Origin of the sequence: Nitrosospira briensis (assembly GCF_900115125.1) — a bacterium.
Taxonomy (GTDB): domain Bacteria; phylum Pseudomonadota; class Gammaproteobacteria; order Burkholderiales; family Nitrosomonadaceae; genus Nitrosospira; species Nitrosospira briensis_A.
Genome location: NZ_FOVJ01000001.1, coordinates 569250 through 595889 on the forward strand (window position 1 = coordinate 569250; position 26640 = coordinate 595889).

The 26640-nt window shown below is 55.5% G+C and carries 26 protein-coding genes; 21 read left to right on the forward strand and 5 right to left on the reverse strand.

Translation table 11 applies throughout. The features are described 5' to 3' along the window. Positions 1–232: 232 nt before the first annotated feature. Complete coding sequence (locus BMZ14_RS02590) at positions 233–3400, reverse strand: bifunctional diguanylate cyclase/phosphodiesterase (RefSeq protein WP_074794282.1); 3168 nt, start codon at positions 3398–3400, stop codon at positions 233–235. Positions 3401–3967: 567 nt separating this feature from the next. Between BMZ14_RS02590 and flhD the strand changes: the two genes are divergently transcribed. From flhD to motD, 12 genes are all read left to right on the forward strand, one after another. Further along, on the forward strand, positions 3968–4285 hold the full coding sequence (flhD, locus tag BMZ14_RS02600) for a flagellar transcriptional regulator FlhD (RefSeq protein WP_074794287.1): 318 nt from the start codon (positions 3968–3970) through the stop codon (positions 4283–4285). Positions 4286–4324: 39 nt separating this feature from the next. Then, positions 4325–4873: a flagellar transcriptional regulator FlhC gene (flhC, locus tag BMZ14_RS02605; protein WP_074794290.1), complete on the forward strand. Its 549-nt coding sequence runs from the start codon at positions 4325–4327 to the stop codon at positions 4871–4873. Between the two features lie 266 nt (positions 4874–5139). After that, positions 5140–6000: a flagellar motor stator protein MotA gene (gene motA / locus BMZ14_RS02610; RefSeq protein ID WP_074795476.1), complete on the forward strand. Its 861-nt coding sequence runs from the start codon at positions 5140–5142 to the stop codon at positions 5998–6000. Between the two features lie 10 nt (positions 6001–6010). Continuing rightward, positions 6011–6937, forward strand: a complete 927-nt coding sequence (gene motB, locus BMZ14_RS02615; protein ID WP_074794293.1) for a flagellar motor protein MotB — start codon at positions 6011–6013, stop codon at positions 6935–6937. Positions 6938–7090: 153 nt separating this feature from the next. After that, on the forward strand, positions 7091–8269 hold the full coding sequence (flhB, locus tag BMZ14_RS02620) for a flagellar biosynthesis protein FlhB (protein ID WP_074795478.1): 1179 nt from the start codon (positions 7091–7093) through the stop codon (positions 8267–8269). Continuing rightward, on the forward strand, positions 8266–10362 hold the full coding sequence (gene flhA, locus BMZ14_RS02625; protein ID WP_083396589.1) for a flagellar biosynthesis protein FlhA: 2097 nt from the start codon (positions 8266–8268) through the stop codon (positions 10360–10362). Before flhB ends, flhA begins: the two co-directional genes overlap by 4 nt. Continuing rightward, positions 10359–11984 carry a flagellar biosynthesis GTPase FlhF gene (gene flhF / locus BMZ14_RS02630; protein ID WP_074794296.1) on the forward strand — a complete coding sequence of 542 codons (1626 nt, stop codon included), beginning with the start codon at positions 10359–10361 and terminating at the stop codon, positions 11982–11984. Before flhA ends, flhF begins: the two co-directional genes overlap by 4 nt. Further along, positions 11977–12903, forward strand: a complete 927-nt coding sequence (locus BMZ14_RS02635; protein WP_074794299.1) for an AAA family ATPase — start codon at positions 11977–11979, stop codon at positions 12901–12903. Before flhF ends, BMZ14_RS02635 begins: the two co-directional genes overlap by 8 nt. A gap of 8 nt (positions 12904–12911) precedes the next feature. Continuing rightward, entirely contained in the window at positions 12912–13640 is a 729-nt protein-coding gene (locus tag BMZ14_RS02640; protein ID WP_074795482.1) for an RNA polymerase sigma factor FliA, read from the forward strand. Continuing rightward, the gene (locus tag BMZ14_RS02645) at positions 13622–14362 is read left to right on the forward strand and encodes a flagellar motor protein (RefSeq protein ID WP_074794302.1); all 741 of its coding nucleotides are present in this window, start codon (positions 13622–13624) and stop codon (positions 14360–14362) included. The genes BMZ14_RS02640 and BMZ14_RS02645 overlap by 19 nt, the downstream gene beginning before the upstream one ends. 61 nt (positions 14363–14423) lie before the next feature. After that, positions 14424–14651 (forward strand): hypothetical protein, encoded by a 228-nt coding sequence (locus tag BMZ14_RS02650; protein ID WP_177186891.1) that lies wholly within the window; start codon positions 14424–14426, stop codon positions 14649–14651. Between the two features lie 62 nt (positions 14652–14713). Then, positions 14714–15580 carry a flagellar motor protein MotD gene (gene motD, locus BMZ14_RS02655; protein ID WP_074795484.1) on the forward strand — a complete coding sequence of 289 codons (867 nt, stop codon included), beginning with the start codon at positions 14714–14716 and terminating at the stop codon, positions 15578–15580. Positions 15581–15747: 167 nt separating this feature from the next. On the opposite strand, the gene BMZ14_RS02660 is transcribed toward motD, so the two are convergent. The 4 genes from BMZ14_RS02660 to flgA all read right to left on the reverse strand — a co-directional run bounded on the left by BMZ14_RS02660 (position 15748) and on the right by flgA (position 18262). After that, positions 15748–16509, reverse strand: coding sequence for a PEP-CTERM/exosortase system-associated acyltransferase (locus BMZ14_RS02660; protein WP_074794307.1), 762 nt, complete (start codon positions 16507–16509; stop codon positions 15748–15750). 127 nt (positions 16510–16636) lie between these two features. Further along, entirely contained in the window at positions 16637–17113 is a 477-nt protein-coding gene (locus BMZ14_RS02665; protein ID WP_074794309.1) for a flagella synthesis protein FlgN, read from the reverse strand. Between the two features lies 1 nt (position 17114). Continuing rightward, positions 17115–17423, reverse strand: a complete 309-nt coding sequence (gene flgM, locus BMZ14_RS02670) for a flagellar biosynthesis anti-sigma factor FlgM (RefSeq protein WP_074794311.1) — start codon at positions 17421–17423, stop codon at positions 17115–17117. 113 nt (positions 17424–17536) lie between these two features. After that, positions 17537–18262 carry a flagellar basal body P-ring formation chaperone FlgA gene (gene flgA / locus BMZ14_RS02675; protein WP_256208336.1) on the reverse strand — a complete coding sequence of 242 codons (726 nt, stop codon included), beginning with the start codon at positions 18260–18262 and terminating at the stop codon, positions 17537–17539. Positions 18263–18670: 408 nt separating this feature from the next. Between flgA and flgB the strand changes: the two genes are divergently transcribed. From flgB to flgJ, 9 genes are all read left to right on the forward strand, one after another. Next, positions 18671–19075 carry a flagellar basal body rod protein FlgB gene (gene flgB, locus BMZ14_RS02680; protein ID WP_074794313.1) on the forward strand — a complete coding sequence of 135 codons (405 nt, stop codon included), beginning with the start codon at positions 18671–18673 and terminating at the stop codon, positions 19073–19075. 12 nt (positions 19076–19087) lie between these two features. Then, positions 19088–19507 carry a flagellar basal body rod protein FlgC gene (gene flgC / locus BMZ14_RS02685; RefSeq protein WP_074794315.1) on the forward strand — a complete coding sequence of 140 codons (420 nt, stop codon included), beginning with the start codon at positions 19088–19090 and terminating at the stop codon, positions 19505–19507. 24 nt (positions 19508–19531) lie between these two features. Beyond that, complete coding sequence (locus tag BMZ14_RS02690; protein WP_074794318.1) at positions 19532–20200, forward strand: flagellar hook assembly protein FlgD; 669 nt, start codon at positions 19532–19534, stop codon at positions 20198–20200. Between the two features lie 58 nt (positions 20201–20258). Further along, positions 20259–21479, forward strand: coding sequence for a flagellar hook protein FlgE (gene flgE / locus BMZ14_RS02695; RefSeq protein ID WP_074795488.1), 1221 nt, complete (start codon positions 20259–20261; stop codon positions 21477–21479). A 160-nt stretch (positions 21480–21639) separates the two neighbouring features. Then, positions 21640–22392 carry a flagellar basal body rod protein FlgF gene (locus tag BMZ14_RS02700; protein WP_074794320.1) on the forward strand — a complete coding sequence of 251 codons (753 nt, stop codon included), beginning with the start codon at positions 21640–21642 and terminating at the stop codon, positions 22390–22392. A gap of 198 nt (positions 22393–22590) precedes the next feature. Beyond that, a complete protein-coding gene (gene flgG / locus BMZ14_RS02705) occupies positions 22591–23373 on the forward strand; it encodes a flagellar basal-body rod protein FlgG (RefSeq protein WP_074794323.1) in 783 nt (260 codons plus the stop codon). A gap of 146 nt (positions 23374–23519) precedes the next feature. Continuing rightward, complete coding sequence (locus tag BMZ14_RS02710; RefSeq protein WP_442755604.1) at positions 23520–24380, forward strand: flagellar basal body L-ring protein FlgH; 861 nt, start codon at positions 23520–23522, stop codon at positions 24378–24380. 62 nt (positions 24381–24442) lie between these two features. After that, positions 24443–25522 (forward strand): flagellar basal body P-ring protein FlgI, encoded by a 1080-nt coding sequence (locus BMZ14_RS02715; RefSeq protein ID WP_177186917.1) that lies wholly within the window; start codon positions 24443–24445, stop codon positions 25520–25522. Beyond that, complete coding sequence (gene flgJ / locus BMZ14_RS02720) at positions 25522–26562, forward strand: flagellar assembly peptidoglycan hydrolase FlgJ (protein WP_074794329.1); 1041 nt, start codon at positions 25522–25524, stop codon at positions 26560–26562. Before BMZ14_RS02715 ends, flgJ begins: the two co-directional genes overlap by 1 nt. Positions 26563–26640: the final 78 nt, after the last annotated feature.

Below are 26640 nucleotides of genomic sequence, written 5' to 3' on the forward strand. Positions count from 1 at the left end.
AATAAACCACCAACTTATGTATAGATAAGAACGGCTGTTTCGCAAGTTTTTTTGCGAAATTTTTTGATTGCATCAGGAGAGGATAAACCGATCTTGCAGACTACTTCACCGGCAGTGAGAAAAACCTATTGAAGATTAGAAAGGGAATTAAGACCCCCCGGCTATCCGATCGCCGAGCCGGTTCCATTCCGGGGTCGAGTATCGTTAAAGGCAATCTCCAGCACTCGCACTATCACCGCTGTCCATCTCTGCCAGCCATGAATTCCTCAAATTGATCGAGCGGCAGCGGTGGGCTGAACAGGTATCCCTGATAAGCAGTGCAGCCATGTTTGACGAGAAAGTCCCGTTGTGCGGCTGTTTCCACTCCCTCGGCAATCACCGCCAACTCCAGGCTTTTGGCGAGAAGCAGGATGGCGCGGACAATGGTTGCGGCATTGGCATCGGTCGGCACGTCTCTCACGAAAGATTGATCGATCTTCACCCAGTCCAGCGGGAGCCGCTTCAGATAGTAGAGCGAGGAATAGCCGACGCCGAAGTCATCCAGTGCAAATCCGACGCCCTTGGCTTTTAGTGCGGTCATTTTTGCGATAGTCTCATCCATGTTATGTACCAGTACGCTTTCGGTAAGCTCAAGCTTTAGTCTATGCGGATCGGCGCCAGAACGCTCGAGCGTGGAGATCACCAGCTCGACGAAGTCCGGTTGACAGAATTGGCGGGGGCTGACGTTGACGGCGAGATTGAGTCCGGCTGTCTCCGGCCGTTCGGACCAGGTTGCCAACTGAATGCACGCGGCTTCCAGTACCCAATTGCCCAATGGAAGAATCAGACCGGTTTCCTCGGTTTGAGTAATGAATTCAGCAGGGGGCAGCAAGCCGCGGCGGGGGTGCTGCCATCGGATCAGCGCTTCGGCGCCCACCACGCCGTTGCCATCCACCTGGGGCTGATAGTGGAGAACAAATTCGTTTCTCTCCCAGCTCTTGTGTAAATCCGATTCCAGAATAACCCGGGCGTTCATCACCTCCTGCATGTCAGGATCGAAGAAACACATGGCGTTGCGGCCCGCTGCTTTTGCCTGGTACATTGCCAGATCCGCATGTTTCAGCAGTTCGTCACTTGTGTGCGACTGATCACTGAATAGCGCGATGCCGATGCTCGGCGTGGTGTGATGCTTGTAAGCCCCCAAGCTGAAAGGTTGATTGAAGGCCGTAAGTATTCTTTCGCAAATGCTTTTTATCTGCGTAACGGCTTCTCCGTGATCTTCACTGAAGTCGGCTGTCAACACGACCACAAACTCGTCGCCTCCAAGGCGAGCTACAGTATCGCTCTCGCGCACACAAGAGATCAGGCGAGGGGAGACCTGCTGCAGCAGCAAGTCTCCCCGATCATGTCCGAGGGTGTCATTGAGTAATTTGAAATTGTCCAGGTCGATGAGCAGTAACGCGCCCATACGCCGGTTCCGGGCATTCGCCGCCAGCGCCTGCCGCAGCCGATCCATCAGGAGTTGCCGGTTGGGCAGGCCGGTCAGGGAATCGTAAAAAGCGAGATACTGGATTTCGTTCTCCGCCATTTTGCGTTGCGTGATATCGGTGTTGATGGCGAAGATTGACGAGGGTTGTCCTTCATCATTTCTGACCAGCGTCCAATGGGCTTCAGCCAACAACATGCTTCGGTCCTTGCGCCGCTGCGCGATTTCACCTCTCCACTCCCCGCTATTCACGGCTAGCTCGATCGCCTGGCTGAAGGCGGCGGTGTCTTCATACAGTAACGCGATCGATTTGCCGATTACCTCTTCTGCCCCCCATCCATAGAGCCGCTGAGCACCCTGATTCCAGAACTGGATACGATGATCCATTCCGTGAACGATAATTGCGTCTGTCGCCTTGTCAAGCAAGGACGCTTGCTGCCGGATGCGTGCATCGGCTTCCTGGCGAGCCTCCTCAGCCTGTTTTCGCGAGGTGATATCGCGGAAGTAAATCGCGAGACCTTCCTGGGACGGATAGGCGTGCACTTCAAACCATGTACTCAGCGGAGCGTAGAAAACCTCAAAAGCCACCGTAACGTTGTTAGCCAGCGCTCTATGAAATTCACGATCAAGGATGCCGCCTCTCGCCTCCTCGAATTCTCTCCAGATCACTTTACCCAGCAGGCCGTCGCGGCTCCGCCGTAACAGATTTTCCGCTTCCTTGTTTACGTAGGTAAAACGCCATTCCCGGTCGAGTGTATAAAAAGCATCGGTAATGCTTTCCAGTATCCTTTCAGTTCGAAGCTTTGAATTCGAAACTTCAAATGTTGCAGCCTCTTGTTTCTGGATGGCGAGTAGCAGCTTTTCGTTTGCTCGGCCGAGAGCTACAGCCTTTTCCTTGTTTACGGAAAGGACAAAAGAAACCATCGCAGTCAGAATGCTTGCCAGAATTCCAACCAGCAAAACGAGGAGCGCTTCATAACTGCTTATGGCTTTCTCAAAAGCGGGACGTGAAGTGGCTTCAATGGTCCAGGTTCGTCCATAAACAGATAAGGGCCGTACTCGCCTGAATTGATGTGCGAATATTTTTTCGGGCTGGTTTTTTGCGCTGTCAAAGAGAAGGGAATTCTCGGCCATTGCTTCGCCATCAAAAATTCTTAAATTGACGATGTCAAGCTCGGCGCGAAGAATGGCATGTATGAAATCATCCATTCTAAATGGAGCATATACATAGCCAACAAGAGACGAGCGTTTTTCTTCCAGCGTTTCCGGGAGCCTCGTAACGCCATAATAGGGGATATACATAAGAACACCGGCCTGAACATTCTTGCTTGTTTCCTGAGCGAGTCTTACCTTGCCCGAGAGGGCGGCCTCGCCAATGTCCCGCGCGCGGGCCATCGCCGCACGCCGAACAGGTTCCGAATACATGTCGTATCCGAAAGCGCGCAAATTTCTGCCCGAAAACGGTTCAAGATATATGATGGCGGTGTATTCTTCCCGGCGGCCGTCCGGCCAAACCTTATATTCAGGAAATCCTTGGGCATGTGTTGCACTGATATGCGCTGGAAGCTCCGAAGGACGAATGTATTTCGAAAAACCGACTCCATGGATTCCTGGATAGTTGTCATCGATCCGCAGAGCATCTACATAGGTGCGCCATTCATCCCGCGAGACTGAACTGGAAGCAAGCAACAGCCCCAAACCACCTTTCAGCACCTGTTCATATCCCATAAAGTGGTGCTCGATCTTGGCAGTAGTCTCTGCCAAGACAGCGTCGAACCGGTTATTTGCGTTTTGTTCTTGAAGGTCTTTAACGACGAGCCAGCCTGCCAGAGTAAGGGACATAAACACCGCAAATGTCAACGCGGCTACCGTGGGGCGTGCGAGAGTGCGCTCGAAAGGGAGGTTATGGTTGTAGATTTTTATCTCCCATCTCAAAAAACCAGGGTTCTCCTGCAGTGAATGATGATTTAATCATTCTGAACCAGATCGAGAGCTGCAACAATGTGCTGATTTTTATGAATAGCCTTCCTTGACCAGGAAGGTTAAAAGCTGAGGTTATCGCTTCTGCCTGGTGAATCATTCGAAAAAAATGAACCGGGAGGCTTGCTGCCGTGAGCAGCGCTTTAAGAAAAAGCAATATGATAATGACGATAAGATTAACGGTGATAGATATTTTCTACGACAGGTTTTGGCGTTTATTGAGCAAATCGTTTACCTGGCGCAAGCGAGAATCAAGCTATTGCGCTTCTTCCATGGAATCTCTTTGGCATACTGTTTCCATCGAATCATATTTCATTCTGCGTTAAAGTTTTATGGAAGATGGACGTTGAGCAAAAAGTCCGTGCCTGACGCAGCCACCGCCTCCCTCCCTGAGTAATCCGTGTAGGAAAATTTCCTACACGGATTACTGGTCGTTTCCTACATGCAAATCCGATAGATTCCAATTTTCTTGCAGCGGACGACTGCGCACAATGGCGACACTTACACAGATGGGGGTCGACAATGAAAGCCAACGAACTTACAACTGAAATCAAGGAACTCAATCTCACCTACCTGATGCTCGCGAAGCAGATGGTCCTTATCGACAAGGATATGGCAATTTTCCGGTTGGGGATCAGCAAGGATATCGCCAGCATACTGGAGGTCCTGACCCCGGGGCAGATCCTCAAGCTGTCCAACTCCAATATGATGTTATGCCGCATCCGTTTCGACGACAGCCTGATATTTGGCATGCTTGCCAACTACAGCAAGGAAAAGACGATGGCGCAATCGCACGCGACCATCCTGCTGGCGGGCCAGCCGGCAGAAGAAATCGCCTGACGGTCACGAATCCCCTGAATTCTCCCCGAGGACATCATCATGCGTAAAAAAAGTGTAGTGTCGGAAGCCAGAGAGATTCAGGCCGCAATCGAAATGATCGGCCTGGGCGCCCGCATGCAGTTGCTGGAGAGCGAAACCAGCCTGAGCCGCGAGCGGCTCATCAAGCTCTACAAGGAATTGCAAGGCGTTTCACCTCCCAAGGGGATGTTGCCATTTTCCGCTGACTGGTTCCTGACATGGCAGCCAAACGTTCATTCCTCTGTATTTGCCGATATTCATCGCTATCTGATCAAAAATGCCGATTGCCGCGGCATAAAAGCCATAGTCAAGAGCTATAAGCTCTACCTGGAGCACTGCCAGATAAATCAGATGGAACCGGTGTTGAGTTTGACCCGTGCCTGGACTCTGGTGCGCTTCTTCGAAGGCAGGATTTTGCAAACCACGCCTTGCACCCAATGCAGCGGGCATTTCGTGGTCCACGCCAATGATCTTCATAGCCGCTACGTGTGCGGATTATGCCGTACTCCCTCAAGAGCAGGCAAGACCAACAAACCGCGCGTAGATACGCTCGCTGCGGCAATAGCCTAGCACTCGATCTTCCCGCTTCTGGCGCGGGAAGATTTCTTTTCCCTGTGGCTGGAATTTTGCAATTCTTCTCGTCCGCCGCGCTTTCCTCCCCCTAAAGTTTATCGAAGCACAGCCGTTACAAGAGTGAGTATCTCGCCGTGCGACCGTGCTCCTTGCCCCATTCATTTATCGCTCGAGTGCCGTCAAGACGCGGGAACCACGGGGACAAAATGGGTGCGCGGTCTATGCGTTGCCGCAGCAGTTCGGATGAGGATGTATCGGAAAATATGCTAATCATAATTGGATCGCTCGTCGTTATGGGATCGGTATTCGGGGGCTTCGCTCTAGCGGGCGGGCATCTGGGCGCGCTCTTTCAGCCGCTCGAACTGCTGATAATCGGCGGCGCCGCACTGGGCGCCTTTGTCATGGGCAACACGGCCAAGGCGCAGAAAGCCACGTTGATGGCGCTACCCAAAATCATGGCGCGCCCCAAATATACCAAGGCCGTGTATATGGATCTCATGGCCTTGCTCTACGACCTTCTCGCCAGAGCACGCAAGGAAGGGCTGATGTCAATAGAAATCGACGTCGAGAACCCCTATGAGAGCGCAATTTTTGCGAACTATCCCAATATCCTTGCAGATCACCAGGTGGTGGAGTTCATGACAGATTACCTGCGCCTGATGGTAGGGGGAAATCTCAACGCTTTCGAGCTCGAGAACCTGATGGATAACGAGATCGAGACCCATCACCAGGAAGGCGAAATACCGGTGCATTGCATAAGCAAAATGGCAGATAGCATGCCGGCGTTCGGCATCGTCGCGGCAGTGATGGGTGTGGTGCATACCATGGCTTCAGTGGGCCTGCCGCCATCCCAGTTGGGTGAACTCATTGCTCAAGCACTGGTGGGTACTTTTCTCGGGATCCTGCTTGGCTACGGTTTGGTGGGGCCGCTCGCCGCGGTGCTCGAGCAGAAGCTAGGGGAATCCACGAAGATGTTGCAATGCATCAGGGTTACGCTGCTTTCGAGCATTAATGGCTATGCTCCCGGGTTGGCGGTTGAGTTTGGCCGCAAGGTGCTGTACTCGACCGAACGGCCCAGCTTCACCGAGCTGGAAGATTGTGTCAGACAGGCCAGAAATAGATAACGGAGCTATCATGGCTGACCAGCCTCGTCCCATTGTAGTCAGGAAAATCAGAAAATCCGGCCGGCCCCACGGCGGCCAGTGGAAAATTGCTTATGCGGATTTTGTCACTGCAATGATGGCATTTTTCCTGCTCATGTGGTTGCTCAGTACTTCCAGCAGAGCCGAATTGCAAGGCATCTCCGGATATTTCCAGCCCACATCGCAAATCGTGCAGAAAAGTGGTTCGAGCAGCCACAATGGCTCAAGCGTAATCCAGGGAGGGGGGAGGGATCTGATAGAGCAGAATGGATATACGAGAAAATACGAGGAAGAGACCTCCGAAAGATCTTTCAACCTCAAGGCTGCGCATGCGGAACTGGAGCGTCTTGACGCGCGCAGGCTGGAAGATTTGAAGAGCCGGCTGGAACGGCTCATCCAGTCCAATCCGACCATGCACAAGTTCAGAAAGCAGTTGCTGCTGGACATTACTACTGAAGGATTGCGGATTCAGATTGTCGATGACCAGAACCGGCCGATGTTCGCGCTCGCCAGAGCGGAATTGGAACCGCATACCAAAGCTATCCTGCAAAAGCTTGGTGAAGTGCTGAATGAGATGCCCAACAAAGTGAGCCTCGCCGATCACACCGACGCGACCCCTTACGCAAACGGGGAGAAACATTACAGCAATTGGGAGCTGTCGGCTGACCGGGCCAATGCCTCGCGGCGCCAACTGGTCATGGGGGGAATGAACGAGCAAAAAATCATGCGTGTCGTTGGTTTGAGTTCAGCCGCGCTTTTTGACAAGGATGATCCGGCAAATCCCGTCAATCGTCGTATCAGCATTATTGTCATGAGCAAAAAAGCCGCGACGGCACTGAGTAACGAAGGTGGCGAAACGACAAATACCAAAAACGGAATCATAGCGGATTCGCAAGCCTCGCGGCCCAGGGGTTCCTGAAGCTCAGGCCGGGTATCTTGCTGGGCCGGCAAAGACGCTCCTGGCGCCTCATCCTTAAAGCAGAATTACGGGAGGAACTTCGCTCTTTTCCCGCGATGATCTACCCCTGAAGCACTCGATAATTGATTATGGATGTGTTTTCAGGGGTTGGCAGTGAGCGAAGATAGCGATCTGGAAAAAACGGAACCTGCGTCGCCGAGACGGTTGGAAAAATCGCGCGACGAGGGACAGGTGCCGCGCTCCCCGGAACTTTCCACGTTCGTGGTCTTGATTGCGGCCGGAGCGGGCCTGTGGCTGATGGGTGGCCATCTTTCCCGGCAGCTCTTGAATCTGATGAAAGACGGGATGAAGGTATCCCGCGAGACCGGCTTCGATTCCGGTCTGCTCACCGAACGTTTGTTCGATCAATCCCTGCAAGCCCTGCTTACTTTTGCACCTTTCCTGATTTTGATGTTCCTGGTGGCGCTAGCGGCTCCAATGCTGCTTTCCGGGTGGCTCTTCACCTGGAAGTCACTCACGCCCGACCTCAAGCGGCTAAACCCCCTGAAGGGCATAGGCCGCATGTTCTCCTGGAACAGCCTGGTCGAATTGGCCAAAGCCCTCCTCAAGGCCACACTGATCGGTTCGATGAGTGTCTGGACGATCTGGCATCACAAGGACGCTGTGCTGTCATTAATTGCGGCGCCGCTCACGGCAAGTGCGGGCCATATAGGCGAGTTGATCGTCATGAGCTTTCTGGCCATAGCGGGAACCATGGTGCTGATCGCGGGGGTCGACGTACCGTTCAGGCTCTGGGACCACTTTCGCAAGCTCAAGATGACCAAGGAGGAAGTGCGCCAGGAAAACAAGGAAACCGAGGGCGATCCGCACGTCAAGGCCCGCATCCGCAGCCAGCAGCGCGCCATGGCAAGAAAGCGCATGATGGCCGAAATTCCCAAGGCCGATGTGATCGTGACCAATCCGACCCACTATTCCATTGCGCTCAGGTATGAAGACGGCAAGATGCGCGCGCCGCGCGTGGTCGCCAAGGGAGCGCATCTTCTGGCCCTCAAAATTCGGGAAGTAGGGCAGCAACATCAAGTGCCATTGCTCGAAGCACCACCGCTTGCTCGCGCCCTGTATCACCACGCCGAGCTGGGGGACGAAATTCCTCAACCCTTGTATAACGCCGTGGCGGAGGTGCTGGCCTATGTCTATCAACTGCGCCGCTATCGTGAATACGGCGAGCCGGGCGGCAGGATTCCTCCCGCACCGGAGACTCTGCCGGTGCCTCCCGAGCTGGACCCCGAAAACGCCGCATCAGGCGCATTGCATAAAGCTGAAATACCATGACCTCCACGACCACCACGACGTTTACGGCAAAACTGACTTACCTGTTTAGTGGCGTGAAGGCGCATAGCATCGCTGGTCCGCTACTGATACTCATGATTCTCGGCATGATGGTGTTGCCGCTGCCCGCGTTTTTGCTGGACATGATGTTCACTTTCAATATCGCGCTTTCCATCATGGTGCTGCTGGTCAGCATCCACACGCTCAAGCCACTGGATTTTGCCGTGTTCCCAACAGTGCTGCTGCTGTCCACACTGCTGCGGTTATCCCTCAACGTTGCCTCGACCCGCATCGTTCTGATGGAAGGACACAAGGGGCCGGACGCGGCCGGCAAGGTAATCGAAGCGTTCGGCCACTATCTGGTCGGCGGCAACTACACGGTTGGCATCGTGGTGTTCATCATTCTGGTAGTGATCAATTTCATGGTCATCACCAAGGGCGCCGGCCGCATTGCGGAGGTATCCGCAAGATTTACCCTGGACGCGATGCCGGGTAAGCAGATGGCGATCGATGCAGACCTGAACGCTGGTCTCATCGGCGAAGAAGAAGCTGGAAAGCGGCGTACAACCATTGCCCAGGAAGCGGAATTCTACGGTTCGATGGACGGGGCCAGCAAGTTCGTGCGGGGCGACGCGATCGCGGGCATCCTGATCCTGTTCATCAATGTAATCGGCGGATTGATCATAGGCATGCTGCAGCACGACCTGGACATGGCCACCGCCGCCAAAAGCTACACCCTGCTTGCCATTGGAGACGGACTGGTCGCGCAAATTCCAGCCCTTATCATCTCAACCGCGGCGGGCCTGGTGGTAAGCCGTGTTGGCACAGACCAGAATATCAGCACCCAACTGGCGGGCCAGCTCTTTTCACAGCCACAGGTACTGATTCTTACCGCAGCGATTATCGGCCTCATGGGTCTGATACCAGGTATGCCGCACATCGCTTTTCTTTTGCTGGCTGCTGTCCTGGGTGGTGGCGCCTACCTGCTGACCCAGCGCAGCAGACGAATTACCGCGCAGGCGCCGGCGATGCCCGCCGCGCAGCCAGAAATTCAGGACGCAAGTTGGGACGACGTTATGCCCGTCGATATTCTGGGACTGGAGGTGGGTTACCGGCTGATCCCGCTGGTGGATGGGGCGCAGGACGGAGAACTGCTGCGGCGGATCAAGGGCGTGCGAAAGAAATTCGCTCAGGAAATAGGCTACCTTCCGCCGCCGGTGCACATCCGCGACAACCTGGAATTGCGCCCCAATGGTTATCGAATTGCTCTCAAAGGCGTCGTGATTGGCGCCGGCGACGTCAACGTGGGCCAGTACCTGGCCATCAATCCCGGTAGTGTCGGCGGCACTCTCCCTGGCCTCGCCACCACGGACCCCGCATTCGGGCTGCCGGCAGTATGGATCGAAGCCCATCAGCGCGAACAGGCCCAAATGCTGGGTTATACCGTTGTAGATGCCGGTACGGTGGTGGCAACACATTTGAATCATCTGGTGCATGGGCACGCCGCCGAGCTGCTGGGCCGCACTGAAGTACAGCAACTGCTCGACCGTTTGGCGAAGGAGTCTCCCAAGTTGATAGAGGATTTGATTCCAAAGCTGCTTTCACTCTCGTCCCTGCAGAAGGTCTTGCAGAACCTGCTTGAAGAGAACGTGCATATTCGCGATATGCGGACCATCGTTGATGCACTCACAGAGCATGCCGGGCGGGTACAAGACCCCCACGAACTGACGGCGCTGGTCCGCATCGCCCTGGGCCGGGCCATCGTTCAGCAGATATGGCCGCAGGCTGGCGAATTGCAGGTCATGGCGCTGGACTCGGGGCTGGAAAGATTGCTGACGCAGGCTTTGCAAGCCAGCCCGAACGGGACCGGCATCGAACCAGGATTGGCGGACACGCTGTTGCGGGAAGCCTCGGGCGCGAGCCAACGCCAGGAACAGGTGGGCCTGGTACCGGTACTGCTGGTGCCCGCGCCGCTGAGAACATTGTTGGCACGCTTCCTGCGCCGCGCCGTGCCCCAGCTCAAGATACTGTCGCACGCTGAAGTGCCCGATTCGAGCAACATTAAAGTTACATCCATTCTGGGAGCCAGAGCATGAGCATTAAACGATTTTTCGCCAAAACAACAAGCGAGGCATTGCGCATGGTTCGCGATGCGTTCGGTCCCGAAGGGGTGATTTTATCCAACCGCGCGATGGAAGGCGGTATCGAGATACTGGCCTTGAGCAACAACGACATGACAGCGCTCATACCGTCACCCGGCCCCGATGAGGCAGGCGCTGCGCCAGGAACGCACGGGAAGCAGCATGTGGACAAGGGATATGGGAGGCAAGCCCAGGCGTACGCCGAGGAAGCTCATACAGACGTCAGAAATCCGTGTCGACCCGATTTTGCTGGTTCAGACGAGAAGCAGGATCAATGCGCGGACGATCCGGCAGGCGAAGACGATAGGCCAATTTCAGATGAAGCAAGCAAAACCATTCGAGCAAGCAGTTCAGTAGCGCCAGTACTACAAGCTGCGCCGTACACGGCAAGTCCGGAAAAAAAACGGTCCGCAGAAATAGTAGTGCCCCCAAATGCGGATAAGGCCATTCATGCCGCAATGCCAGCTATTCCTGCCCTTGGTAAACGGCCGCGAAATGGCCGCAAGGCACCCGGTACTGTGATTCCGGACCTTGCAACTCCCCGCAAAACTGAGCCATCCCTGGTCGATCCCCTTCAGGTGGCCGGCGAAGTGGCTGCAAGTGTTCTCCGGGAGATCAGATCACTGCGAGGCAGCCTGGAGCAACAACTGGCGGCACTGAACTGGAACGATCAGGAGCGGCGCGACCCGGCTCGCGCCCGGTTATTACAGCGGCTGCTCATGTCGGGCTTCAGCCATTCCCTCGCACACGATCTGCTGGATCAACTGCCTGTAGAGGACGAGCGCAATGACGGGAATAATGAAAAAGACCTGGCTGACCGGGTAAAAAGCATATTGACCTGCAATCTTCAGACCATTGCAAACGAAGGTGAAATTCTCGAAAAAGGTGGCGTATATGCGCTGGTGGGTCCAACCGGCGTAGGCAAGACCACTACTACCGCCAAGCTCGCAGCGCGTTGTGTCGTGCGCCACGGGGCGGATAAGCTCGCATTGCTCACAACCGATGGCTACCGGATAGGTGGACACGAGCAACTGCGCATTTACGGAAAAATTCTGGGCGTCTCCGTGCACGCGGTGAGGGACACGCATGACCTTACTCTTGCCCTGGCTGAACTGCGCGGCAAACACACGGTGCTGATCGATACCGTCGGCATGGGACAGCGCGACCAGATGGTTGCCGAACAGGTTGCGATGCTGGCCGGCTGCGGAACTCAGGTCAAACGCCTGTTGCTGCTCAACGCCGCCTCCAATTGCCAGACGCTGAATGAAGTGGCTCACGCCTACCGAGGCGACGGTCTGGCAGGCGCAATCATCACGAAGCTGGATGAAGCTGTCCTTATGGGGAGTGCACTGGACACTGCAATTCGTCATCGCTTGCCTCTTTACTATATCGCCCGGGGTCAACGTGTTCCGGAAGATCTGGAACTTGCCGACCCCACGCATCTGGTTAGCTGCGCGTTGGATCACGTGGCTTCCGATTCTCCTTTCGCCGATGCGGAGGAGTCGTTCCCTTTAGTCATGCCAGGCCGCAATAGCGGTACGGGCAATCTGGACATGAGCGGGGCCCGCCGTGGTTGAGACTATCCATGACCAGGCAGAGGGACTGCGCCGCTTGCTGGTGCAGGATTGCCTGCGCGTTGTCACTGTCACTTCCGGCAGCACGGGCGCGGGCAGGACGACAACCGTAATCAATCTTGCGGCTGCAATGGTGGGCGACGGCAAAAACGTACTGGTGATAGACGAGAATGTGGATGCTGGTAACATCAGCGCGACCTTTGGCATTAGCGCTCATCGTGATTTGCTGGACGTGATCCGGCGCGACAAGGCGCTCGATGAGGTGATCATTTCCAGGCCCGGGGGGCTTTTTATCCTGCCGGCGGGGCGCGGTATGCGCGTGCTGGGAAAGCTCAGCGCGGGCGACAGGGCTCATCTGATCGGCAGTTTTGCACATCTCGCCCAACCGTTGGACGTAGTGTTGATCGACGCCGCGCCGGGCCATTCCAGCCGGCTTCTCCCGCTCACCTTTTCCACTCATGAAATCCTGGTGGTTGTTTCTCCCGAGCCGGCCTCGATTACCGGGGCCTACACGTTGATCAAGCATATCAGTAGTCATCAGCAGGATAAGCGGGATCTACATGTGCTCGTCAACAGAGCCCATAACGAGACGGAGGCACGGATAATTTTTGACAATATGGCTGGTACAGCCCGCCGCTATCTGGGAGTGGCCCTCAACTTCATGGGCTTTGTTGCGCAGGATAACCAGCTCTGTCTCGGACGTTTTGTGGCGGGAGAATTACCAGGCTCCACTTCGGCGGCTGCGTTCCGGCGCGCGGCGGAGTCCTTGACTCACCTCACGTATCAGGATGGAGAGGCAAAGGGCGAGGGAAGGGGGCTCGAACGCTTCATGCAGGGGTTGCTGCAAAGCAACCAAAGCAACCAAGGCAACCAAGGCAACCAAGGCAGCAAGGCCAACACTGTTATGGCGACTTCACGATGAACCAGACTATATACACCTCAGCCGGCGTGATAGATAAACAGCAGCATCTTGCCAAGTTCGCTCCCCTTGTCAAACGGATTGCGCATCACATGATTGCCAGGCTACCGGGCAGCGTAGAGGCGGATGACCTGATACAGGTCGGCATGATCGGTTTGATGGATGCGCTGAATCGCTATGAGGAGATGCCGGGAGCCCAGTTCGAGACTTATGCGCAACAGCGCATCCGCGGCGCGATGCTGGACGAATTGCGCCAGATGGACTGGCTGCCGCGGGGGGCGCGCAGAAATATGCGTCAGATTGAAGCGGCAATTAGCGCATTGCAGCAGCGCCTTGGCCGTTCACCTGCCGAGACGGAGATCGCCGCAGAGCTCGGGGTGTCGATCGATGATTATCATCACATGTTGCTCGACGCACGAGGCGCACAGCTGGTCCATTACGAGGATTTCACGGATGGTGAAGACGGCAACTTCCTGGAACGCAACTGTGCGGATGATAGCGCTGACCCGCTGGCGAGCCTGCTGGACGGAGATCTGCGGCAAGCGTTGATCGGCGCGATAGGCAACTTGCCGGAGCGGGAGAAAACGCTGATGGGGTTGTACTACGAGCAGGAGTTGAATTTCAAGGAGATTGGCGCAGTTCTGGGTGTATCTGAATCCAGGGTATGTCAGATTCATAGCCAGGCGGTTGCGCGGCTACGCGCCAGACTCAAGGAGTGCGCATGGACTTCAATAGCATAATCGGTATCGTTATTGCCTTGGTTGCCGTTTTTGGCGCGCAGGCGCTGGAAGGCGGCAATCCCGGTTCACTAATCCAGTTTACCGCGTTTGCGATGGTTCTGGGAGGCACGCTTGGAGCGGTGCTGCTGCAGAGCCCGGTGCGCCAGTTTGTGCTCGGCATGAAAATGAGCCGGTGGGTATTTGTTCCTCCCTTACTCGACGCGGCGGCCCTGGTAGAGCATATCGCCGTTTGGAGTACCGCTGCGCGCAAGGAAGGATTCCTCTCCCTGGATTTGCATATCGAGGGCATCGACGATCCTTTCGTGAAAAAGGGATTGCAACTGGTAGTCGACGGCACAGAGCCGCTGGTATTGAAGCGTGTGCTGGAAGTGGAGATCGATACATTCGACGAACTTCATCGCCAGGGTGCCAAGGTATGGGAAGCAGCCGGTGGCTATGCGCCGACGATCGGTATCCTGGGTGCGGTAATGGGCCTTATCCAGGTGATGGAGAATCTGTCGGATCCGGCCCATCTGGGTGCTGGCATTGCGGTCGCGTTCGTAGCGACTATTTATGGCGTGGGATTGGCCAACCTGGCGTTTCTGCCGATTGCCAACAAACTGAAAACTCTTATTGCCCGTCAGGTGCTGATGCGTGAAATGCTGGTGGATGGGCTGGTGGGAATTGCCAAAGGCGAGAATCCGCGACTGATAGCAGGACGGCTGAGGGGGTATGTGGTGTGACGCGTAACGTCGAAGATGTATTGATGACATGACGATAATGAAGACAGTTTATTCAGGAGGGATGATGAAGGACAGCGACCGCGCAACAATAGTAGGGAAAAGTGAAAATGCCGCGAATCCGGATGGTGATAAGGAAGCATTATCGAACGGTGCGGAATGTATAGAGAGACGGCAAGGCGAAAGACGATCCGGTATAGAACGCCGCGATCCGCAGAGCAGTGGTGCAAACAAGGCTGACAGGAGCAAGCCCGATCGCCGGCGGGCGGAACGCCGGAGCGATAAGAAATAAAGCGAAAATGTGCCCGGATGAGTGTTTTCTCTACTGATCCATACCTACAAGACATACACGAAATGCCGCGCAGACATAGACGGGAAGAGCATGAAAATAACGAGCGCTGGCTGGTGTCCTACGCGGACTTTATCACCCTGCTGCTTGCGTTGTTTGTCGTCATGTATGCGTTCTCCCAAGTAAATGGCGATAAAAACCGGGTGTTGGCCGAATCGCTTAGCAGCGCTCTCGCCTCGCAACCGGATCGCCGCACCGACGCGACGCCGCCTCCAGTGCCGGCGCCGGCTCCGGGGCCCTCGGTACCTTTGATCGAAGACCGCCAGGCGATAAGGAAGGCGCGCCATTTTGCGGAAACGCAGCGCCGGCAGCAGGAGAGAATGGAGAGCATTGCCCATGACATCATGTCAACATTCGCTCCCCTTGTAGAAAATGGTCAGGTGCGTGTTATCCAGAGTAACCGTGGGCTGGGCGTGGAGATCAACGCCAGCGTGCTGTTTGCGCCGGGCCAGGCTGTTGTGCAGGAGAATTCGAGCAGGTTGCTTGAGGCAATAGCCCAGGTGTTGAAGAACGATGACTACGCCATCCAGGTGGAAGGTCACACCGATAATATTCCGATTACCGGGAAATTTCCATCCAATTGGGAACTGTCGGCTGTGCGAGCCAGCAGTGTGGTGCGACTGCTGATCGACAACGGAGTGGAAGCGGCCCGCCTGACAGCAGTGGGTCACGGAGAAAATCTCCCAGTAGATTCGAATGATAGCGAGGAAGGCCGGATGCGCAATCGCCGGGTTACCGTTATGATCCTTTCCAGCCCACCCGAACCCTTGCCCGAAACCTTACCCGAGATCGTGCCGGAAGATTTACCGGGGACCTTGCCGGATAATCTGCACCAGACAGGCGTCAAACCCGCCGCGGTGTTTCGACTCTGAATAATCGCGACAGGAGACGTTAAAGGTGGGTGTAAAGACGCATGTGTAACATATCGGATTGAAACCGGTTAAGGCGCGCAGATTCTCATGGAGGACGCGGAATATAACCGATGGATTCGAGTAACGGATGGTGGTTAAACCAGGATATCCCTAGGGGGCTGCCATGATTAAATCGTATTGTCTATCGGCTGTTTGCTCGCTAGATGCCTCTCTATATTCATTGCAATCTCCAGGTAGAGCGGGAGCAAGTTGGCACGTAGATTTCCGATCGTTTCCCCGACATATATCATTGAGGGAACTCGAAGGCCGTGATGGTCCACTGGGCCGCCGATGAATTGCTGGTCAAAACCGAGTTTGGTGAAGTGGTGCGCAAGTCGTTCCTCGGTAAGAATGAATATGATATCAATCTCGTTTAATCTCGCCATCGCTAAGGCGGCGAGGTAAAGACTGATTGGGATGTAAGGGAAGCGCCGTGATTGCGAGTTTTTAAAGTCGTCGTCGGAAATGCCGAACGGTTTGCCAGCCTCACCTTTACGCCTTCTGTAGCTGGAGATTACAGCAAGACGCGATACCTCTGCAATACGGTGCCGGCATAGTTTTCGGGGATCAATAATCGATCGATCCAGTGTATCAGCGCAAACGGTTTCAAAGGGCAGGGGATAGCCGGGATTCTCCGATGGAGGAATGATAATGCGAGCGCAACCTATGTATTCTTTGGTTTGTACATTGCGCAGTAAAAAAGCCTGCGAACAGGAGTCATATTCATCGGTTTCGCGCTGGTCTGAACGGGGTGACTCAAACTTCAAATCTTCACAATAAACCTTGTGCCGCAAACGATAGACCTCATCCTTCAGTGTCCCGGAGAATGCTGGCACAACCTCAAAGTACTGCTTGAATGCATGGGCCAGATCAAATGGTTCTGATGGCATGGTTTCAAATGAATTGGTTACTCGAATTCATCGGTTAAATCACCGATGACGGTACCCCGCCTGAACCTTTCTGGCGGGGAAGGGTTAATTACGACTTGGAATACGAACGTTGTCTTGCTCTTGCAGTTCAGACTTCGCCAAGCCTGCGCCCGCCGGAGAACGGCTCGGGCTGCCCATCCGATCCGTACAGCCCAGGGCTTCGAGCGCTGTGCGTGGCGGCATGGAGTGCAACGAGTTTCTGCTGATTGTAGCGAAGGCGCTGAGCGACAAGAATACCGTTGATTTTATTGAGCTGACCGGCTGTTTCGGCCAATTGAAGCAATTTCTGCCAGGCATCGGTGGCATCCGGGCAGTCTTGTAGACCGCGCTCCATCCCGATACGGTTTGGGGGGTAGCCAAGCATCCCGAGCCAGCGGTTGCGCGCATCAGCAAGCTGAACCAATTGCTGGGCCTGCTGCGATTTTTCCATCGCCAGCGACACTAGCAGAGATCCATCCGCATGATGCAGAGCATGCTGCTCACGGCGCAATATATCGATGAACTCCAGTGCTGCATCATGCTCGCGCGTGACGCAGGCAACCGGATCGAAAGTGGCGTTACTCAAGTCACCCCTGCCTGGCGCGGATCAGGTCACGCACCGTCTCCAGCAAACCATCGGCCACCTTGTCGGGGTTCACGACGAAACGCCCCTCGCTGATTGCCTGCTTGATTTTTTCGACCCGCGCCGCATCGAAAACTTCGCCATTTGCCAGATTCTTTTCGATGCTTTGAAGTTGGGTACTGAGCTGAACACTATCGCCCTGCGTAGTCGGATCACCTGGTTTCGCAACCCCCGCTGCTTTCTGTCCCGATTTGGCAGACGATGGCAATGCCTCGCTTGCAGGGATAGTCTTTATGGAGTTTTCTATTTTCATGGGTTTATCTCCTACAGTTAACCGTAGGTAGTTAACGGCGGCTTCGTTTGGAACTTGAGGCCACAATAATGAGAATTGCTACATGATAATTTTGATTCCAGCTCTGCGGATCATCAGTAGCTTACGACCACTATTGCTCCGGCCCGTGCAATTCCGCTCACCAGTGAACCCGATGCACTTCTAACCTGTACCGGTTGTCCTTCAGCTGCATTGTTAAGCGCCTTGCCTTCCCCGGTCACGCTGAATCCGCGCCCGCTGGAGATCAGTTTCACGCTCTGGTTCTGTATCACGGCTGCTTGCGCGCGCAGCATGTCCTGGCGAACAGGGTTACCGAAGGGAAGGCCACCGGTCAGCGCTCTGCCAATGGCCTGGCTTGGGTCGGTAACGATACCGGGCGGGAGCTGGGCCAGATCTCCGCTGCGAATAATCAGGTCTGCGGGAGCGATGACATGGCCCTGCGTAAGCGATCTGGTGCTGACTACATAATCCGCTATCACTTTCACTGTTGCGCGTACATAAATGGTCCATGGATTGGGAGCGGAGCAGCGCACGATCACCGTCGTATTTCCCCAGGGACGGCTGCCGGGCGGCAACGCCGGCTCAAGTGAGGCGCAAAAGGGTAGATTCACCCGCGCATCCAGCGCGCCGAGCGTGATATCTACCTGGCCGGGCAAACCGGCCGATTGCACGTGCAGGAAATTCAAAACCACAGCCTGGATAAGCCGGGGGTCCTGCTTTAGGTTCGCTGATGCCGATGCTGCAACAGGATGCGAGAGAAGCAGGACCAGGCTCAGGCTGCATGACAGGAGCCGAAAGTAAGTGACGGGCATGACAGGCATGAGAATTCCTCGAAAGAATGCCTCTGGATCAGGCCGAGCCAGGGGTAGCGCCATTCTAAATAGGGACGGATGCCGGCAACGGACGGAACTGAGGCACGTTTTGCCCGATATTCGACGAATTGTCCGGACGCTTGCTCGATTTATTATGTCGTCGCCCCAGCCCCGACCGGGCTGAGTGACTTTGCTTGTTCTGGTTGATTCCTTCCTGATGAGATGGATATGGATTGGAAGATATTCCCGGAATTGATGAGCAGTGCTCGCGCAGATAGGAGTTGGGGGGAGGGAAGATCGAAGTAGGGGGCTTTTACCCCGCTATTCTGCTTTTTGGACCAATGCGGCATGAAATACCATGGCTCATGTTTATGGGCCGCATTAACAACAGAATGAGTGTAATACCGAGGAGAACGAATGATTGACAAGCTTGACGGCGCATTTCGCTTCTACGAGGATGCCGCCAATTTGCGGGCTCACCGCCAGCAATTGATTGCTTCCAATATCGCCAATGCCGATACCCCTAATTTCAAGGCGCGCGATATCAATTTCAAGGACGCACTGGAAAACGCCAATGGTAACCGGTTTGTCAAGCTGCTGACCAGTGCCACGAACCACATTGGTTCGCCCCACAGCGTCAATGGCATGGCTGGCAGTGCGCCATTGATGTACCGTTCCGCTGTCCAAGGCAGTGTGGACGGCAATACTGTCGATATGGATGTGGAGCGCAGCCAGTTTGCCGATAACTCTATCCACTACGAAGCGAACCTCACATTCATCAGCGACCAGATCAAGATCATGCGCACTGCCATTCAAGGTTAAGGAGAAATTGTAATGTCCCTGTTCAACATTTTCACTGTTGCCGGATCGGCAATGACAGCTCAGAACCAGCGGCTGAACGTGGTGGCGAGCAATCTCGCCAACGCCGATAGCGCGGTGACTTCCAATGGCCAGCCCTATAAGGCCAAACAGGTGCTGTTCATGAGTATTCCATCAGTACCCGGCACTGATCCCAATAATTCCGCGACCGGCGTAAAGGTATCGCGCGTCCTTGAAGATCAATCGCCGATGAAGCTTATATACGAACCCACCCATCCGATGGCAAACGAGGAAGGCTTTGTGACCATGCCAAATGTCAACGTAGTGGAAGAGATGGTCGACATGATTTCCGCCTCGCGTTCATATCAGAACAATGTAGACATGATGAATACCGCGAAGACCCTGCTGCTGAAGACTTTAAGTATCGGACAATAAGCACCAGACAAATAAGGAAGAACCATGAGCATTATTCAGGATACCCAGCCCGCCGCAAACCCTTTTGCAACATATGGCGCGACCAATACGGCAAAGTCCGCAGCGGATGATATACAGGACCGGTTTCTCAAGCTGCTGGTTACACAGATGAAAAATCAGGACCCTCTTAACCCGCTCGACAATGCTCAGGTGACGACACAGCTGGCACAAATCAGTACAGTGAACGGTATCGAGAAGCTTAACGCCAATATCCAGGCTATGGCGAGCAGCTTTAACGCTGGACAATCCCTGCAGGCGGCCACGTTGATCGGCAAAGATGTCCTCGTGCCCGGTTCCGGACTGCGACTGGCGGGCGCGGGCGGCGTGTTCGGCGTTGAACTTGCGCAAGCAGCGGACGAGGTGAAAGTCACGATACATGATGCGTCGGGCCGGGAAATACAAGTCATGGACTTGGGTCCAAAACCCGCCGGTCCTCTGGCACTGGCCTGGGATGGCAAAACCGCCGATGGCGCCCAGGCCGCCGATGGTGCCTATAGCGTTAGCGTCAGCGCGTTGCGCGGTGATCAGAAAATCGACACGCAGACACTCGCTTTCGGCTCTGTCCAGGGCGTTTCCCAGGGTAATCAGGGTGTACAGTTGAACGTCGGGACACTCGGAATGGTGGGACTTGCGGATATCAAGCAGATTTTTTAAACCGGGCATTAATCCAATATCCGTCTCAGGAAAATGAGACGCTACCCAAGGAGTTATGATGAGTTTTCAGCAAGGCTTGAGCGGTTTGAATGCAGCAGCGAAGAATCTGGACGTGATCGGCAATAACGTAGCAAACGCCAATACCGTGGGGTTCAAGCAATCGCAGACCCAGTTTGCGGACGTGTACGCCAACTCGCTTTCGGGCGGCAGCAGTATTCAGGCTGGTATTGGCGTCAAGGTTGCGGACATTGCGCAGCAGTTCAGTCAGGGCAGTATCACCGCGTCCAATAATCCGTTCGACATTGCAATCAATGGTAGCGGCTTCTATCGTCTGAGTGATCAGGGCGCCATCAGCTATTCACGCAATGGTCAATTTCATCCCGATAAGGATGGCTATATTGTCAATAGCAGCGGTCTGCGTCTTACCGGATTTTCGGCGAATACAACCGGCGTGATCAATACCTCCGCACCAGGCGATCTGCAGATTTCCAAGGCCGACCTGCCGCCCGTGGCGACTACGCTGGTGAGCGGCTTGTTTAACCTGGACTCACGCGAGGCTCCGCTGAGTTCGGCTGACTTCGACCTGGCCGATCCCACGAGCTACCATAGCTCGACCTCGCTATCGATTCACGACAGTCTGGGCAACCCCAGCACGCTATCGACCTATTTCCTTAAAACCGGAACCAACAGCTGGGACGTGTTTGCCGCCAATGAAGGTTCCTTGCTCAACGGTGGAGCGGCGGTAGGCACACTGAACTTTTTGTCCGGTGGCGCGCTCGACCCGCTAAGTTCCAGCATGTTCAGCCTGACAGCTCCGGTCAGTACCGGCGCCGATCCCCTTGCTTTCAATCTGGATTTCGCCGGCACGTCGCAGTTCGGATCCAACTTCAGCGTCAATGCCCTGGACGATGACGGTTATGCCTCAGGGCGTCTTGTCGGTTTCGATGTCGGCGCTGACGGCGTGATCCGCGGCAGTTACTCAAGCGGCAAGTTTTTGACCCTCGGGCAGGTTGCGCTCGCCAATTTCGCCAATCCGCAGGGGCTGGAGTCGCGGGGTAATAATACCTGGGCGGAAAGCGCCTCCTCGGGTGCCGCACTGGTGGGCGTGCCGAACACGGGTAGCCTCGGCGTGCTGCAGTCTGGCGCGGTTGAGGATTCGAACGTGGAGCTTACCTCGGAACTGGTCAATATGATTACTGCCCAGCGCGTCTATCAGGCAAACGCCCAGACCATCAAAACCCAGGATCAGTTACTGCAGACGATAGTGAATCTGAAATAACACAAAACATCAGCATGTTAGGGCGTACTACCGCCGAAACCCCTATTCCACCGGGCAGAATCCGATCCGGTGGAATAGAAATCCCTTTTAGCGGCTGCCATAGAGGCCAATCAACAGCAGTCTTTAACCCGGATTAAAACCTGATTTCACAGGAGTAAACATGGATCGGATGATCTACGTTGCGATGACCGGCGCCAAGCATACGATGGGGCAGCAAGCCGCAATGGCGCACAATCTGGCGAATACGAACACGACAGGCTATCGTGCCGAAACCAGTGTGTTACGCGCGGTTCCGGTATTCAGCGATACCCTGGCGACTCGCGCATTTGTGGTGGATTCGAGTGCCGGAGCGGATTTTCGCCCAGGTATCGAGCAGCAGACGGGGCGTGAACTCGATACCGCAATACAGGGACCGGGCTGGATCGCCCTGAAGATGGAAGATGGGAGCGAGGCGTATACACGCAACGGAAGCCTGCATGTGAGCCCCAACGGTGTGTTGCAGACTCGTAACGGCCTGAACGTGCAGGGCGACGGCGGGCTGATATCCATCCCCCCGAACACCCTGATCACGATAGCCAAGGATGGGACAGTATCCACCGTGCCTGCCGGAGCCGGGACGAGCGAGCCGAATATCTCTGTCATAATCGGACGCATCAAGCTGGTGAGCCCGCCCGAAGCCCAACTTACGCGCGGCCTGGACGGACTGTTCCGGCAGACTGGTGGTGGCGAGGCAGAGGCGGATGCGAACGTCACGCTCAGAAGCGGCGCGCTGGAGGGCAGCAATGTCAATGTAGTCGAGGCGCTGGTCGATATGATCTCACTTTCCCGCCAGTTTGAAATGCACATGAAGATGCTGCAGAACGCCGAGGGAAATGCCCAGCGCGCAAGTGTCCTCCTATCCGTAAGCGCCTGATATAAGGGGTAAGGGAAGCATTGACGGCCCCATGCCACATCGGGTTGAAATCCGGAAAAACATGGAATTGCACCCTCTGTTCCCGGCACTGGTCACATCCACGCCGTTATACGATGTCTTGATATTGCCGCTCTACGATGCGCCACCCATGAGTGGCTACTCGCGGCAGACTTTCCACTTAACCTTCAGGAGACTCAGTTGATCCGCTCACTCTGGATTTCAAAGACCGGTCTTGATGCGCAGCAAACCCAGATGGACGTCATTGCGAATAATCTGGCAAATGTCAGTACCAATGGATTCAAACGTTCCCGGGCGGTGTTCGAGGACCTGATATATCAGACCCTGCGCCAGCCGGGGGCACAGTCGTCGCAGCAGACACAGCTGCCATCCGGGTTGCAGATCGGCACCGGCGTGCGGCCGGTTGCAACCGAACGGGTGCTGACTCAAGGTAATTTGCAGCAGACTGGGAACTGGAAGGACGTGGCCATTCAAGGTCAGGGATTCTTCGAGGTGTTGCGGCCCGACGGCTCGCTGGCCTACACACGGGACGGCTCACTCCAGATCGATGCGGAGGGGCAACTCGTCACATCCAGTGGCTATCACATACAACCAGCCGTCACCATTCCGCCCAATGCGCTGAGCGTGACCATAGGCCGCGACGGGGTTATCACGGTAACCCAGCAAAACTCGCCTATCCCGGTTCAGGTAGGCACCCTGCAACTTACCACGTTCATCAATCCCGTGGGCTTGCAAAGCGTAGGTGAAAACCTCTTTGTGGAAACCGGCGCCAGCGGTACTCCTAACATCAACACGCCGGGTACGGATGGCACCGGATTGCTTACGCAGGGCTATGTCGAGACATCCAACGTCAACGTCGTTGAGGAACTTGTCAACATGATCCAGACCCAGCGCGCATACGAGATCAATAGCAAGGCGGTGCAAACCTCCGATCAGATGCTGCAGCGCCTGTCGCAAATGTAGAAATCAGGCAAATGTGGCAATGGCACATGTTGAAGTGAGGCAGAAAGTGGCAAAACATCCGAATCCTGCGGCCAAGTCATCTATGCGGCCAGAAACTACCATGAAGAATTCTGCGGGCAAGTCATCTTATACGGCCAGAAACTACCATGAATTTAGTCATCCCTGGCTTGACCCGGAATCCAGTGCAGCTCAGCAGTAATGCGGTGCTCTACACACCACCTGCCGCCGCATGGATACCGGCTTCCACCGGCATGACTTTTCTCCTGCTTGTACACCGGATCATAATGAGTGCGAATTTTTCAGCTAGCCGTACAGTCAGGCGAGGCGGACAGCTTACGAAACCCATAATCCTTTGGGCGCTTATGGCTGTCATCCTGATCGGGTTACCGGGGTGCATCAGCCTGCCCGCTCCGGCCCCGATCGTGCAGCAGCCGATATCCTCCCGGCCGGCTCAGCCAGCGCCGCCGCTCGCCAACGGCGCCATTTTTCAGGCAGGCATTGGTTACCGGCCGTTATTCGAGGATCGCCGGGCTCGTCATGTGGGCGACACGCTGGTGATCGTGCTCAACGAAAAGACAAATGCGAGCAAGAGATCCAATAGCAGCGCCAACAAGAATGGCGAACTGAATTTCGGTATTCCTCCCATTGTGTTTGGCGTGCCCATTACCAAGAAAGTGGAGTTGGGCGCTTCTTCTTCCAACGATTTCGAAGGTAAAGGTGAAGCCGCTTCCGCAAATAATTTTAGCGGCACGATCACTGTTACCGTCATCGAAGTGCTTCCCAATCGCAACCTGGTGGTGAGCGGCGAAAAGCAGTTGGCCATGACTCAGGGCTCGGAGTACATCCGTGTCTCGGGTGTGGTGCGCCCCGAGACTATTGTCAACAATATGGTGTCATCGGTTCAGGTAGCCGATGCGAAAATCGAGTACAAGGCCAACGGCTATATCGATGAGGCGCAAACCATGGGCTGGCTCTCGCGCTTTTTCCTGACCTTTTCGCCATTCTGAACCCTGCAGAAGGCTTTACGGGAACCCACATGATCCTTAGACAAATCCTGCCGGCGCTGCTGATGCTATGGCTCGGGTGCTGTGCCGTTTTGACTCCGGCGCAAGCCGAGCGTATAAAAGATCTGGCTTCGATTCAGGGTGTGCGGCCGAATCAGTTGGTAGGATACGGCCTGGTGGTGGGACTCGATGGCACAGGCGATCAGACCATTCAGACACCCTTCACCATCCAGACCTTGACGAGCATGCTGATGCAGATGGGCATCAACGTACCACCCGGGACCAATATGCGGTTGAGGAATGTGGCTGCGGTGATGGTTACGGCCGTGTTGCCGCCGCTTGCCCAGCCGGGGCAGGTAATCGACGTGACCGTGTCCAGCATGGGCAATGCCCGCAGTTTGCGTGGAGGCACCTTGCTGATGACCCCGCTTAAAGGGGTAGACGGCGAGGTCTACGGAATGGCGCAGGGTAATCTGCTGGTCGGAGGAATCGGCGCCTCGGCTAGCGGCAGCAAGGTTCAGGTCAACCATCTCAGCGCCGGGCGTATCAGCGGCGGCGCCACTGTGGAGCGTGCTGTCCCCGTCCTGCTGGGTCAAGGCGATCATATCCGGCTCGAGCTTCACAATACCGATTTTTCCACTACCAGGCGCGTCGTGGACGGCATCAATGGCCGCTTTGGTCCAGGCACGGCATCCGCCCTGGACGGGAGGGCGGTGCAGGTGCGCACACCGCGTGGCAGCGATGAGCGCGTGGCATTCATAGCGGAAGTTGAAAGCATGAACATCAGTCCTGCACAGATGCACGCCAAGGTTATCGTCAATAGCCGTACCGGTTCGGTAGTCATGAACCAGGCGGCGACAGTTGAGGCCTGCGCCATTGCTCACGGCAATCTGTCGGTGGTAATCAGTACAGAGCCGGTAATCAGCCAGCCCGGACCGTTTTCCAGCGGACGGACGGTGGAGGCGCAGCGCTCGACTATCGAAATCAAGCAGGAATCCGGCATGCTTACCATGGTGGAAGGCGCGTCACTGGCCGAGGTGGTCAAAGCACTGAACGCGATCGGGGCGACACCGCAGGATTTGCTGTCGATTCTGCAGGCGATGAAATCCGCCGGGGCACTTCGGGCTGAGCTGGAGATCATCTGATGGCTGCTTCAGCTGATCTCTCCACCAAATTCGCTCTTGATGTACAGGCTGTAAATGAGCTGCGTATCGTGCGCGGCGCAGGGAACAAAACAGACCAGGCTGCGCTTGAAGCCGCCGCGAAACAGTTCGAGGCGCTGTTCATGAACATGATGCTGAAGAGCATGCGCGACGCAACGCCGAAAGACAGCCTGGTGGATAGCGAACAGAGCCGTCTGTATATTTCGATGCTGGATCAGCAGCTGTCGCAGAGCATGTCCTCCAACGGTATTGGCCTGGCCGACATGATGATACGGCAACTGCGTCATGGGGTGCCAGGGCTGGAAGAAGAAGCACAGGCACCTGACACTGCCTTCCCTGGACAGTCACCTGTCATAAAAACTCCATCTGTGGCGCCTTTGCAGGTGGATGCATACAGGCAGCAGCGGGCACCGGTATCAGGGTCGGGGGCATCCGAGCCGGAGGCATCGAGATCGGAGATACCGGCATTACAACAGCTGCCGGCATCGCCAGGCCCATCTGCACGGGCGGGAACCGCGCCACTTCAGCCGGGAGCGCAAACGCAACCACAACAATCGCAGGTGATCGAGTTTCAGGCCAGACTCATGCCATATGCACAGCAGGCCAGCCAGGCCACCGGCATACCCGCACGATTCATGCTGGGACAGGCCGCACTGGAAAGCGGATGGGGTAAAAGGGAGATTCGCGGCGCAGACGGCACGCCCAGCCATAACCTCTTCGGCGTGAAGGCAGGCGGCAACTGGAAAGGACCGGTAGTGGAAACGGTAACGACGGAGTACATCGACGGAATAGCCCATAAAAGCGTTGAGAAGTTCCGCACTTATCCCTCCTACGCGGATGCTTTCCGCGACTATGCCAATCTGTTGAGCAGCAACCCGCGCTATGCGGAACTGATGGCCCGGGTGGCGAAGGGTCTGGACGCGGAAGGTTTTGCGCAAGGCTTGCAGCAGGCGGGCTACGCAACCGATCCGGATTATGCCAGCAAGCTGAACCGCATTATAAGGACCACGCCCTGGTCCTGAAACGGGGCCATTGCGATTTTTTTTGTCCGGCTCTTTGCTCAATTGGGAGTGCCTGGTTTGTATAACTCATAGGGGGCC